The organism is Ekhidna sp. (genome assembly GCF_963691765.1).
Classification (GTDB): domain Bacteria; phylum Bacteroidota; class Bacteroidia; order Cytophagales; family Cyclobacteriaceae; genus Ekhidna.
This window is the reverse complement of record NZ_OY829375.1, coordinates 3,286,785-3,300,530: the sequence shown is the minus strand read 5'-3', so window position 1 is coordinate 3,300,530 and position 13,746 is coordinate 3,286,785. Positions and strand designations below refer to the sequence as shown.

At 37.8% G+C, this 13,746-nt stretch carries 11 protein-coding genes; 5 read left to right on the top strand and 6 right to left on the bottom strand.

Annotated features, from left to right (window positions below; translation table 11 throughout):
* Positions 1-150: 150 nt before the first annotated feature.
* Entirely contained in the window at positions 151-1,785 is a 1,635-nt protein-coding gene (locus ACY650_RS14915; RefSeq protein WP_462248471.1) for an aryl-sulfate sulfotransferase, read from the top strand.
* A gap of 4 nt (positions 1,786-1,789) precedes the next feature.
* Positions 1,790-2,653, top strand: coding sequence for a CE1 family esterase (locus ACY650_RS14910; RefSeq protein WP_462248469.1), 864 nt, complete (start codon positions 1,790-1,792; stop codon positions 2,651-2,653).
* 1 nt (position 2,654) lies between these two features.
* Here ACY650_RS14910 and ACY650_RS14905 read toward each other — a convergent pair whose 3' ends face one another.
* The 6 genes from ACY650_RS14905 to ggt form a co-directional block, all read right to left on the bottom strand.
* Complete coding sequence (locus ACY650_RS14905) at positions 2,655-3,971, bottom strand: serine hydrolase domain-containing protein (protein ID WP_462248468.1); 1,317 nt, start codon at positions 3,969-3,971, stop codon at positions 2,655-2,657.
* Positions 3,972-3,995: 24 nt separating this feature from the next.
* Complete coding sequence (locus tag ACY650_RS14900) at positions 3,996-4,874, bottom strand: alpha/beta hydrolase (RefSeq protein ID WP_462248466.1); 879 nt, start codon at positions 4,872-4,874, stop codon at positions 3,996-3,998.
* A 5-nt stretch (positions 4,875-4,879) separates the two neighbouring features.
* Positions 4,880-5,863, bottom strand: coding sequence for an NADPH:quinone reductase (locus ACY650_RS14895; RefSeq protein ID WP_462248464.1), 984 nt, complete (start codon positions 5,861-5,863; stop codon positions 4,880-4,882).
* Positions 5,864-5,875: 12 nt separating this feature from the next.
* Complete coding sequence (locus ACY650_RS14890) at positions 5,876-6,661, bottom strand: SDR family oxidoreductase (RefSeq protein ID WP_462248463.1); 786 nt, start codon at positions 6,659-6,661, stop codon at positions 5,876-5,878.
* A complete protein-coding gene (locus ACY650_RS14885; RefSeq protein WP_462248462.1) occupies positions 6,658-8,205 on the bottom strand; it encodes a BCCT family transporter in 1,548 nt (515 codons plus the stop codon). Before ACY650_RS14885 ends, ACY650_RS14890 begins: the two co-directional genes overlap by 4 nt.
* Before the next feature lie 136 nt (positions 8,206-8,341).
* On the bottom strand, positions 8,342-10,036 hold the full coding sequence (gene ggt, locus ACY650_RS14880) for a gamma-glutamyltransferase (protein ID WP_462248460.1): 1,695 nt from the start codon (positions 10,034-10,036) through the stop codon (positions 8,342-8,344).
* 206 nt (positions 10,037-10,242) lie between these two features.
* Between ggt and ACY650_RS14875 the strand changes: the two genes are divergently transcribed.
* From ACY650_RS14875 to ACY650_RS14865, 3 genes are all read left to right on the top strand, one after another.
* The gene (locus ACY650_RS14875; RefSeq protein WP_462248459.1) at positions 10,243-10,986 is read left to right on the top strand and encodes a histidine phosphatase family protein; all 744 of its coding nucleotides are present in this window, start codon (positions 10,243-10,245) and stop codon (positions 10,984-10,986) included.
* 224 nt (positions 10,987-11,210) lie between these two features.
* Complete coding sequence (locus tag ACY650_RS14870; protein WP_462248458.1) at positions 11,211-13,235, top strand: S46 family peptidase; 2,025 nt, start codon at positions 11,211-11,213, stop codon at positions 13,233-13,235.
* Between the two features lie 84 nt (positions 13,236-13,319).
* Positions 13,320-13,739 carry a DUF6702 family protein gene (locus ACY650_RS14865; protein ID WP_462248457.1) on the top strand — a complete coding sequence of 140 codons (420 nt, stop codon included), beginning with the start codon at positions 13,320-13,322 and terminating at the stop codon, positions 13,737-13,739.
* Positions 13,740-13,746: the final 7 nt, after the last annotated feature.

The following is a 13,746-nucleotide window of genomic DNA, read 5'->3' as shown; positions in this document are numbered from 1 at the left end:
TTCTTACGATCTATTCAATACCAATTATAACAATCACAATTTTGGGTTGTATCTCATTCTTGGTAATTGAACATATTGCCCCCCTTTATTGGATTATAATCACGCTCATAAGCATAATTGAGAGCTAATTTTGAAAAAGAATCTAATAGAATGAAACTACTAGCTTTTTTACATGTATGCTTAATAAGTCTCACTCTTTTTGCTCAAACTGAGGAAAAAACTGTAGGTGTGATTTCTAAGTCGAATGAGGTGTATGAAGGTTACACTTTGTTCTCACCCGCTCGTGATAGCAATGTTTATTTGATCAACAATTGCGGAGCGTTGATTCATCAATGGATTACTGACAAAAGTCCAGGCAATGCAGTATATCTTATGGAAGATGGATCCTTATATAGAGCTGGTCAATTGCTTAACGAAGTAATAAACGCTGGTGGCGCTGGAGGAATAGTGGAAAAATTTGATTGGGATGGCAATCGAACTTGGAGCTACTCCTACAGTTCAGATGATGTCAGAGCGCATCATGACTTCCAGGTACTTCCAAATGGGAATGTACTAATCCTTGCTTGGGAAAGTTTTTCAAGATCTGAAGCAGAAGCAAAAGGAATGGATCCAAGTAGACTAGATGTTGGAGTAGACCAAATCTGGCCAGAGCATATCATTGAGGTCAAACCTTCTGATGATAACGGAGGCTCCATTGTTTGGGAGTGGCATGCATGGGACCACATGATTCAAGATTTTGATGACACAAAAGATAATTATGGAGTTGTAGCAGATTCTCCTGGTAAAATAGATATCAACCATGTACGGCCAGGTAGAACAAGAGAAGATTGGATGCATGCGAATTCCATCAACTACAACCCAGACTTAGATCAAATATTAATAAGTGTCTTGTACTTTGATGAAGTTTGGATCATTGATCATAATACAACTACTGAGGAAGCAAGAGGAGAGAAAGGGGACTTGTTATATCGTTGGGGCAATCCACAAGCTTACAATCATGGAGATGCCGATGATCAAAGACTTTTTGGTCAACACAATGCCCAATGGATTGAACCAGGGCTTCCAGATGAAGGTAAAATTCTTATCTTCAATAATGGTCAAGAACGCTTTGAAGATGCCTCCCTGCTTTATACTTCTATCGTTAAAATTGACCCAACTTTATCAGATGGGAACTATCAAAGAAGCAATTCTGGCACCTACCTTCCTGAAGATTATTTCTATGAATATACGAAAGAGCCGAGAACAGATTTCTATTCAAGATTCATTTCGGGAGCCCAGCAGCTTCCCAATGGAAACATATTGATTGATGATGGAGCGCATGGTACGTTTTTCGAAATCAATGAAAACGAAGAAATTGTATGGGAGTATATCAATCCTATTACAGTAAATGGTCCTTTAGAGCAAGGTGAAAGTACAACTGCTCCAAACGGTTCTGGATTAAACACCGTTTTTCGATGCACCAAATATGCACCAAATTATTCTGCTTTTAATGGCAAAGAACTTGTCCCCGGGGCTACAATCGAAATTGGTGGTGATTTTGAAATTTGCGAACCTCTATCAACAGAACTTGAATATGAAGTTCTAATTTACCCAAACCCTACATCAAAATATCTTCATATCAATGGCAATTCTGCCACCTATAAAATCTTTGATATTTATGGAAGACAAGTGAAAGGAGGAGAACTTCCAAAAGATAGAATCCTAGATGTATCAGGAATTAAATCAGGATTATACTTCATTGATATAGGCGGTAACTACTTAGAAAAAATCGTCATTAATAGATAAAAACATGAAAAAAGCATTCTTAGCTCTCTTATTTACATTACCAACCTTAGTGCATGCACAGTCGAATGGACCTACAGCAATGAAAAAAGTATTTGATGGTATCGAGCGGAATTATTTGCTATATACGCCACAAAATATTTCAAAAAACGCGCCCTTGGTGATGGTATTTCATGGGTATTCTGGAACTGCTGCATATGCCCATTCATACTTCAATATGGAAAGACTTGCAGACAAAAATGGCTTTGTTTTAGTCTATCCGGAAGGCACTATTGATCAACAAAATAATCATTTCTGGCAGGTAGGATATCAAGGTCATAAAACTTTAAAAATCGATGATGTTTCCTTCATTGTTAAGCTTGCCGAAAGTCTTCAAAATGAATATCAATTAAACTCTGCAAATACTTTCATAGTCGGATTTTCAAACGGCGGTGACCTTTGCAACAAGCTTATTTGTGAAAGACCAGATTTCTTTAAAGCTGCGGCGCCGATTATCAGCTGTATGATGGAAGATGTGTATGATAAATGCAGAAATGTAACTGGGGTCCCAACATTTATGCTCAACGGAACCAATGACAATATCACGTATTGGGCAGGTGATATGGAAAATAAGCAAGGTTATGGATCTTACCACTCTACTACTACCATGCTCAATTTTAGAGTTGAGCAAAATGAAGCAGAGTTGTCATCATCGAATACAATCAAAGGTGACAAAGATGACAAGACTTCGATCACGGTAAATAAATACCATAGCAAATCAAATAAAAATCAGGTATGGATGTATCAAGTAAATAATGGAGGCCATGGTCATCCCGATTACCTAAACCTTGAAGATCACGTTTGGCAGTTTTTTAGTATGTATCTGGACTAAATTAGTCGGCATTATAACCTATTGGATATACTTCCTTTAGTACATTTCTTAAAATTGGTAAGAGATCTACTTCACTACTCTGGGCGTCTTTACAATATCCAGTAAAGGCTACAACAAGATTCTTGCTAGGGTTAACTAACAAACCCTGACCACACCAGCCTCCTTTAAAAATGTCATCATTTTCATAAACCTGATCCCACTGATATGCGCTATGAGAAAAATCATTGGGCAACCACCCCTGAGTTTTAGCCTCTTGCCATAATTGAGGATTACCTTCATTTAGAATAATATCAACTGCGCGCTTAGATATTATTTCTTCTTGAGTTAGCAATGCAGCACTAGGAGTGTATAGCATTCCAAATCTTGCTACATCTCTTAACCTTGCCAAAAGGCCACCATGAGTTATTGGAACACCATATCTCGGAGCGAGAATTGAGGCGTCGGATTCTGTTCCAATTTTTCTCCACACTTCCTGAGTAAAGGCATCTTGAAATGGCATCCCCATCAATTCCTCAACTAACCATCCAAGTAGAAAACTATTAGCTCCAGAGTATTCCCATTTAGTTCCTTGCATTCTTGTTAAGCCGGGCTTCGCACTTGCCAGAAATTCGTACGGATTATCTGGTGTTTCATCATTCCAAAAGCCATCACCAACCGTTGCCGAATATTGATAATAGCAAGACTGCCAGTCATCATAATTTTCCTGACAAGTCACACCACTTGCCATATCCAAAATATTTCTAACAGTCACATCTTTAAAGTCTGAACCAACTAAATCAGGAATATATGTACTTATTGGAAGTGAAACATCTACCTGTCCTCTATCTTCCAAAATACCTACCAGTGCAGATGTGAGGACTTTAGTTACCGACCAATAAATAGGTTTTTCATATGGTTCTTGCCTAGGGTAGTGTTCATACACGATGCTTCCATCCTTTACAACCACAATACCCATAGTCGTTGATTGATCGCTTTCGATAAAATTATGAAAAGTCATGTTGCCGTCTGGCGTTTCTACCTCACTATCAGGTATTTGAGAATTTGGATTTACATCCAGCATATTAACCTGCCCCTCCCTATAAACATTTACTGTTGGATACATGCGATGCAGGTTTTTGTGATTCCATCTCTGCTTGTCGCCATAAACATTCCACCATATATCATCCTTCGGTTGATTTTCAATTCTTGTTCTCACCTCTTCGACTGAAGTTGTCGAAACAAATGGTTCAAGCTTATTGAATGAATTACTATTTTCTTTCGTGGTAGTCGAACAAGAAATATGTAAGAATATGAAAATTATTGTAGGAAATTTTTTCATGATCTATTAAGTAGTGTCTCAGGTTTATAGTCTTTTGAGCCAGTTTACAAAAAGACTGACCCACTGATCCGTACCATCTTTTGATCTTCCGGCGCCGAATCCATGTCCTCCGATTTCAAAAAGATGTGTTTCAACGCTGACAGCATTCTCCATTAACTTATCTGCATACATGGTAGTCTCCTTGACTAGGCACACATCATCATCATAAGCATGTACAAGAAATGCTGGCGGAGTCTCAGCATCAACAAGATTTAAGAGGGTATTCTCTTCAACTTCTTTCTCTGTAAGTCTCCTATAATACAACGACTCTTCTAACCAATCCAAGTTATCCTTCGATAGGTCGGTCACCCCATAAATCAACGCAGAGAAATTAGGAATTTCATTTTCATTTTCACTTTTCCAAAGTCCCAAAACAGTTGCTAAATGTCCCCCGGCAGAAAACCCCATTACTCCTACCTTATCAGAACCGAATCCTAAATTATTAGACATACTACGAAGTAATTTCAAAGCTTGTCTTGCATCAGATAGCGGCACCATATGGGGCTGATTAGAGGACTCAGGCTTAGGTATACGATATTTTAGCACACCTGCTGTTATTCCTTTAGCAGAAAGTGCCTCTGCAAGATCAAACCCTTCATGATAGATGGCTACCAATTCGTACCCTCCACCAGGAATAATGAGCACCGCCTTTCCTGTATTATTTCCTTTCGGAGAATATATTGTCAAAGTAGGGTCTACAACATCCAATAGACATCTTGTACCCCACATCTCTTTTTCATATTCCTGTAATGAATTCTCCTTGTAAAAAGGTTTTTCACCATCTTTCCAAAGCGGCATTTCTTGCTGCGTAAAAGCAAAAAAAACGTGGAAGAAAAAGTATAGAGTTCCTGAAATTCGGATCATTTGATCTATATATTCACAATTACAGATCCATTGTTTCCACCGTTTTCAATCGATAAATGTGCTTTGGCAATATCATCTAAAGTGTAGGATTCAGCTACCCTATTGTCCAGCCGATCCATAGATAGAAATTCTGTTATATCTTCAATAGCATCAGCTTTTGCTTCATCAGGCATTGCGTAAACCAAAACCAGTCTCATGGTTAAATCCATAAACATCATCCTCACAAAAGGTATTGATGGATTCATGTCAGTCATGGAAGAATAACTTGCAATAACACCACTTGTCTTTATAACATCTAATACAGGAAGCAGATTAGCTCCAAAATCACCCTCGACAACTCTGTCGATTTTAGCTCCACCAGTAAAATCCAAAATTTCTTTATTAACCTCTTCTGATGGATGACCAACTACCAGGTCTGCTCCAGCTTTCTTACACTCTTGAATGCTTGCATTACTTGAAGCTGTAGCAATAACATTGGCTCCAAAATACTTTGCCCATTGAATAGCGTAATATCCAACACGACCAGAACCTCCCGTAATGAGTACATTTTGTCCGGAGACATCACCGTCTGCAAAAACGGCTCTATGAGCAGTCATTGCAGGAATAGCCATCATAGCACCGGCTTCAAAAGAGGCATTATCAGGCAACCATACCGCCTGTTGACTAGGAATGCAAACAAACTCTGCAGCTGTTCCTTCTTGTCTTCCATATTGTGCATTCCAGGTCCAAACACGTTCTCCTACTCTAGATGATGGTACACCTGATCCTACTTCCTCAATAATACCTGATCCATCGCTATGAGGTATTACTGGCCCAAGATCGAGTAATGCTGGATTTGCTCCTGCTCTCTTCTTTGTATCAGACGGGTTGACACCTGAAGCCTGAAGTCGGATTTTGACTTCCCCGTGTCCAGGAGATGGAGTTTTCCACTCCCCCACTTTTAATACTTCTTCTGGTTTTCCAAATGCTTCGTACCAAGCTGCTTTCATTACTAATTTGTTTTAAATTTCTGTTGATAATCCTTCTGTATGACCATCTAACCCGATGGCCTGTCCAGATATAAATTTTCCCATATCGGAACTTAGATATAAACACATATTTGCGACATCATCAGGTCCCACAAACGTCTTCAATGACACTTGCTTTACATAAGAAGCTTTAATTTCTTCAATGCTTTTTCCTTGTTCTTTTGCGTCTGCTTCTATCACCCTATTAATACGATCTCCGGTGACACTTCCAGGACAAATTGCATTTACTCTAATATGATCCTTACCAAGTTCCATTGCCAAGGTTTTGGTCATTCCTATGGTTGCCCATTTTGCAGTGGTGTATGCAGATCTGAATGGAAATCCAAAGAATGCAGCATTAGAAGCAAGGTTAATAATTGACCCAGCAGTAGATTTCCTTAAGTATGGAATTGCTTCTTTGCATGCATAGAACATTCCTTTTATGTTGACGTCTATTGTCTTATCCCAATGATCAGTATCTGCCTGGTCTAAAAGGGCTGTAGGTCCTGCTATTCCTGCACTATTAACCAACACATCAATCACATCAATCTTACTGGAGATATTTTGGAAAAAATTTTTAACCTTTTCATATTCTGAGACATCTACATTCTCTACATATACCTCAGGAAATTGATTGGAGAATTCCTCTAATAACTCTTCAGAAATATCGCATACAAAAACATTTGCTCCTTCTTTCAAATACGCACGAGCGATTTCCTTTCCAATTCCCGACGCACCAGCAACTATTACTACATTGATTTTATTTTTAAAAAACATCATTCTGCATTTTTATTCTTTGTCTCGACTTCACCTTCTCTAATCAATTTCATCAAGGAAATAGCCATCAAAACCCCAACAATCAGTAATGGCAATGAAACTACTATTGTTGTTGATAAAATTACTTTTAAGCCCCCATCAACAAACAATAATGAAACAGGCAAAATACCTAGCGCAAGTGCCCAAAAAAGTCTATTCCATCGTTCAGGATTCTCCCCCTCCTTCAGTTCATGCGTACTCACTGATGCAAGTGAATAAGATGCTGAATCGTAGGTTGTAGCTAAAAAAATCAATGAAATAAGCACAAATGCTATAAGTGCAATTTCACCAAAAGGAAGTGAAAGAATTACCTGACTTATTGCTGAAGCCGCCTCTCTGCTTCCTTGATTCATAAGGTCAGTCACATTTAATATGTTGTTTATATCTAAATGCAGCGCATAATTTCCAAATACTATAAAAAACAACCATGCTCCAAGACTGCCAAAAATTAGCATCCCACCGATTACTTGCTTAATGGTTCTTCCTCTTGAAATGCGTGTAACAAAAATTCCAACAAATGGCGCATAGGCAACCCACCATGCCCAATAAAATATTGTCCAATTCTCAACAAATCCGGAATTTGTAATTGGATCTGTCCATAAGTTCATTCGAATAAAATTTTGAAGAACTAATCCAATGCTATTCGTTCCAACTTTGAGAATAAAAATCGTCGGTCCCACTGCAAGAACAAAAAACAGCAGAACAAAGGCGAGGTAAATATTAAAATCTGCTAGTTTCTTAAAGCCTTTTTTAAGTCCTAAAAAAGCACTTGTACCGAAAATAGCTATGGAAAGAACAACGGTGCTCACTTCTAAAACAAAATCATGTTCGACTTCTAGTAGTTTAGCAAAGCCACCTGCTATCATTGGTGAAGAAAGCCCAAGCGAGGTTCCAGTACCACCAATGAGATTTATCATGAATAGAAAATCTATAAACCTACCTCTTGGACTATTTATTCCATTTGGTAAAAATGAAATTACTGAAGTGCTAAGACGTAAATAGGGTATTTTTTTGACATAATAAGGATAAGCAATCGCTATGGTTGGAAGACAATAAATAGCCCATGCACTCGGCCCCCAATGAAACAATCCGTAGCTAGCCGCCCATTCAGTTGCTTCGGCACTTCTGGAAGAGAGGCCATAAGGAGGCTTCTCAATATAATAACCCCATTCAAGAACAGCCCAATACAAAAGTCCAGCTCCTACACCCGCACAAAAGAGCATCCCAACCCAACTTAGTGTCTTAAACTCAGGCTTACTATTTTCTTCACCTAGTTTTATTCTCCCATGTTTTCCAAGAGCCAACCAAAGGAGAAATATCAAAACACCAGAACCATACCATAGATAGAGCACACCAAATTTTGAAGTAATCGAATCATAAGCTGATGTAATTACTGATGCAGCTAAATCCTTGAACCCAATAATTGGTACACATAAAACCACAATCGCAAACACGGTTGCTCCGAACATGGTCCAATCAGTTTTTGTACCGTTTTGAATTAATCTCATTTAATCCAAAAGTATTAAACTAATTGAGTGTTGAGGAGGGAGTGTTTGTCCAACAAGGGGGTGAAATGAATAATCAATTGATCAAAAATTCATTTCTATTTAACCAAAATAATCTTTCAATTAAGATAATCGATAACTAGTACCCTGCAGCCTGTCCATCTTTACGACTCTCAGAAGCTCCATGATAAACTTTATTTTTTTCATCCCACATGATCGCCTGGTAGCCACCATAAACTCCGCGAGCTGTGCCTATTCTGTGTCCTTTATCCATCAATTCACGGATTGTAGAATATGGAATACCTGATTCTGTTCGTATCATACCTGTATCCTCAGTTGAGCGACCCATGGGGCTCGCCCCACCAGTATGGTCCCACCGAGGAGCATCTCCTGCTTCTTGCAGATTCATCCCAAAATCTATCAGATTCATTACAATTTGTGTATGACCCATCGGCTGAAAATCCCCTCCCATGACCCCAAAACTCACAAATGGCTTCCCTTCCTTTGTAATAAAGGCTGGAATAATGGTATGAAATGGTCTCTTACCAGGTTCATATGTATTGGCTTGTCCACGTTTGAGACTAAAAAGCTCTCCACGGTCCTGCAACATGAAACCTAACTTCGGAGGTGCCATTCCAGAACCCATTCCACGATAGTTACTTTGGATTAATGATATCATTGTTCCTTCATTGTCAGCCACGGTCATGTAAATAGTCTCACCCGCAGAAATCTCACCCGCAGAATATGTTCCTGCTCTGCTATCAATCAAATTTCTTCTTTCTTCTGCATACTCTTCAGAAAGAAGTTTGTCTACAGGAACATCAAAAAAATCCATATCTGCATAGTACTTTGCGCGATCTTCAAAAGCCAATTTTTTGGCCTCAGTAAAAAGATGAAGGTGTTCTGCACTACCAAATTCTATATCAGAGAAGTTATAACCTTCCAGTATTTTAAGCATTTGAAGAGCGGCTATTCCTTGTCCGTTTGGTGGCAATTCCCAAACATCATATCCCCTATAATTAATAGAAACAGGTTCCACCCATTCAGACTTATGTGCAGCTAAGTCTTCGACAGACAAGAATCCTCCTTGTTCTTGGATAAACTTTCCTATTGTTTTTGCAATCTCTCCTTTATAAAATGCATCTCTACCACCCTTGGCAATTTTTCTGTAAGTATCAGCTAAATAAGGATTTTTATAGATTTCACCCTCATTGGGAAGGCGACCTCCATTCTGCGTTTTATAGGTATCTACAATGTTGGGAAATCCCTTTGATTCAAAAAAAGGTACCGTCCTTTGCATATACCAAGCAATAAGTTCTGTCAGTGGAAATCCTTTTTCAGCATAATCAATAGCAGGAGCGAGTATTTCTGTCATTGACTTAGATCCAAACCTATTATGCAGTTCAAACCAGCCATCTACTGCACCTGGTACACTTACTGGAAGTGGACCATGAGAAGGAATTTTTCCCATTTTCTCCTTCTCGAAATATTCTAAAGTAAGCTTTTGAGGTGATCGACCACTCGCATTCAATCCATAGAGCTTTTTAGTCTTGCCGTCCCATACTATTGCAAAAAGATCACCTCCTATTCCACATCCCGTTGGCTCCATGAGCCCGAGTGCGGCGTTCGCAGCAATAGCAGCATCAATGGCATTACCTCCATTTTTCAAAACATCCAATCCTATTTGCGTTGCAAGAGGATGACTTGTAGCTACCATTCCATTTTGCCCTAATACTTCGGATCGGGTGGCAAAAGACTCTCCCGTAATACGGTCTTGACCAAAAGAATTGTAAGTAAAGAGTATTGATAAAAAGAATATAAGAGATGATTTCATACGATAGGTTTCAATTTGTGAAAACTAAAATAGTAATAATTATTACGGTTAATATGACAAATGATTTAATCGGAAACTACTGATGTTTAGTGGTTTAAGATCGAATATCTCTTGTTAATACTAGTAAGAGTTTTATCTCTAAAAGAACTGAAATAAATTGCTTGAAAATCATTTTTTAGGACAAATTGACTTCTTCAAATCTTAATATGAAATTGACTTTACTCTATAGTTTTTCAATTCTATTTATCATTTTTTGTCACACAAGCTTTGCACAACTTGAAAAAATCAAAGCTCATTATCAAGCACTCGAGGATCAAGAAAAAATTTCCGTGACTGTTGAATTCATTAAAGAGGAAATGGAATTAGTAGAAGATTTTTCGAGATTGAAGCAGATCATTTTACTAAGACATGGCGAACCAGCATTAGAGAAAAGGGGTTGGAGAAAAAGAAAAGATGCAATAAATTTTGTTTACTCATACGATACTGTTGGAGTATATCCCCCTGAATTTAATCCGCTACAATTAGAGAATAATGAAATTGACATCATCTTTACAAGCTCCTTAAACCGATCAATTTCTACTGCAAACCAGTTATTTAATACACATCCAGACAAGCAAGCTGACTCTATCTACAGAGAATTTGAAAGAAAAATCTTCACCTTCTTTAACATTAAGTTACCATTAAAATGGTGGACAACTGGTTCTAGAATCTTTTGGGTTATGGGACTGAATAAAAAGGGAATTGAAAGCTTTTCAGAAGCAAAACACCGTGCGCGAATTGCTACAGCAACACTAGACAATCATGCAATTGAAAATGGTAAAACACTCTTAGTCTCACATGGATTACTCAACCATTACCTGGTGAAGTATTTAAAGAAAAACGGATGGACTGAGGTATTCGATGGAGGTAAAGGATACCTATCCCAGAAAGTTATGGTAAAGTATGATTAACTCCTTTCGGTGCTAAGTATAGTATTTAACCCACAAAATTTGAATATCAATGCAACATTGTTGCGTTTATTATATTTCAATTTATATTTGAAATGCGATCGCATTTTACTTTAGGTGGAAGGGCGTTAGTCCTTCCTTTTTTTATTTCCAATTGCACATCACAAAGTAAAATTGAGAGCGAACAACAAACGAAATATACTTTTCAAACCCATTAATCCTTAATCATGAGATACTTAATCATCCTAATGCTGCTGATTCCGTGCATATTGAATGCACAGCAAAACACTAACCTTGAAGACGTTCAGCCCGGACGTTTTGATCAAGGGAAAATGTGGACTTTCGAAAATCCACCAGTAGAATATTTTCAAGAAGCTTACGGTTTTACGCCAACACAAGAATGGATGGATGACATTAGAAAATCGGCACTGCGGTTTGCCACATGGTGTTCTGCATCATTTATTTCTTCCAATGGATTGATCATGACTAATCATCATTGTTCTCGCGGAGTTGTTGCCTCAGTAATGAATGAAGGAGAAAATTTTGACGAAAATGGATTTTATGCTAATACGCTCGAAGACGAACGTAGGGTGCCAGATCTATTTGTAGATCAAATGGTAATGATCGCAGATATTACTGAGGAAGTAGCAAATAGCCAATTGGAAGTTGATTCTGCCTTAACCATGATCACTGAAAAATATAGTCAGAAAGAAGGTTGGATAGGACTAGAACTAGAAACAAGAACATTTTATAGTGGAGGTAAATATTCACTATATGGATTTAAACGCTACAATGATGTGAGATTAGTGCTATATCCTGAACTGCCTTTGGGTTACTATGGAGGAGATCCTGATAATTTTACCTATCCAAGATACAACCTGGATTTTACTTTTTTTCGAGCGTATGACGAAGAAGGGAATCCTTTGCAACCTGATAACTACTTCGAATTTAATCCAAATGGTGCTCAAGAAAATGATCCTGTTTTCGTCGTAGGAAATCCTGGAAGTACTGGTCGCTATTTAACTATGGCTCAATTGTACTATCAGCGAGATGTAACCGCTCCAGCAATCGTATCATTAGTTGCTAATAGAAAAGAGATCCTTTTGATAGCAGCTGAAGAAGTGGAAGATGTCTATGAGAAAGATTCAATAGTCAACTTCGCTTTTAGTCTAAGTAATTCCGAAAAAGCGTACAGAGGCAGACTCGATGGACTAAACGATCCATATCTTATGACTAAAAAAGCAAAGAAGGAAGAAGCTCTCAGAAAGAATGCTCAAATTGAAAATAATCCTTGGTCGCAAATAGAGGATAATGCAAAAGAAGCTTCAAAATACTATGCTGAAGCTATTTTCCTTGGACCTAATACCTTGCGAGGCAAGGTGAATCAAATCATCCATCAATTAAGCGGGTATAAAGCGGCAATGGATAGCGACAATGCGGATAGAATTGCAGAAAGCAAGAAAGCACTAACTAATCTGGTAAAGGGAATGGATATTAATCTAGAGAAGGCTCTTTTTTCCGTTCTTTTGATCGAACTGGAAGAGCATTCAAGACAGGACTACATCAATGGCCTTCTTGATGGAATGAAACCGCGTGAGAAGGCAGAACAAGTAATGGAGGCCAGTATTTTACTTAATGAACCAGATAAATTTTTCAAATTAAAGGGCAGTAAGTTGGAAAAAGAGCCACTTTTAGCGTTCGCTGAGGTATTCCCAAATAAACTGCAAGAAGCCGGAGGGATATTAAGTAGAATCAATGCTTCAAATGCTGAGCTACAAAGTCAAGTGATGAATATTTCATTTGAAGCCTCTGGTTTAAGTAGCCCTCCTGATGCGACATTCTCATTAAGAATCGCAGATGGTGTAGTAAAGGGATATGAATATAATGGAACCACTGCTCCATATAAGACCACATACTTTGGGCTATATGATCGTCACTTTAGCAACGACAAAGAGTATCCTTGGAACCTACCGGAAAAATGGCAGAATCCAAGCTTCGATTTGCTTAAATCACCTCTCAATTTTGTAAGTACAAATGATATTATCGGAGGAAATTCAGGTAGTCCTGTGATTAATCAAAATGCTGAAGTCGTTGGTTTAGCATTCGATGGAAATATGGAAAGCTTGCCAGGATATTTCATTTTCGATGATGAATACAACCGTACAGTGTCTGTACATGCTGGTGGAATAGCTGCTGCTGTTAAATATATCTATAAGGCCGAAAGATTACTTTCTGAGCTGAATGCAGAATAGCTTTATAGGAATTAAATTATTTAGAAGAGGAATAAGCAAGAATACAATTTAGATAGTCTATCATTACTTCATATTTCGCAATTAATGATATCACTCTTTCTTATTCCTCTCTACTTTTTAAGTCTAGATCTAAAAGCTGATCATGATATATATCTTTCTGTTTTAGAGATTGATAATCAGGAAATGAAGATCAAAGTTTTTTCTGATAACTTAAAAGATGCTTTGAAGAATGATAACACTTCAATAGAAGATTATTTTAGAAAAAAAATCAAACTTCAAATCAATAATCAAAAAATTGAGTTCTTTTTTAAGGATTCTAAAGTGGAAGGAGACAGTCACTGGATTACCTTTAATCTAGATACTCCTAAGAAATGGCAATCATTTCATCTTGAAGCTGATTATTTCATGGAGCTTTTTCCAGATCAAATCAATGTTATCAAAGTTCTTGGTGAAAAACCTCAATTTTTCAAGCTTACCAAAGCAGACGCAAGCTGTAGTTTTTGACCATTAA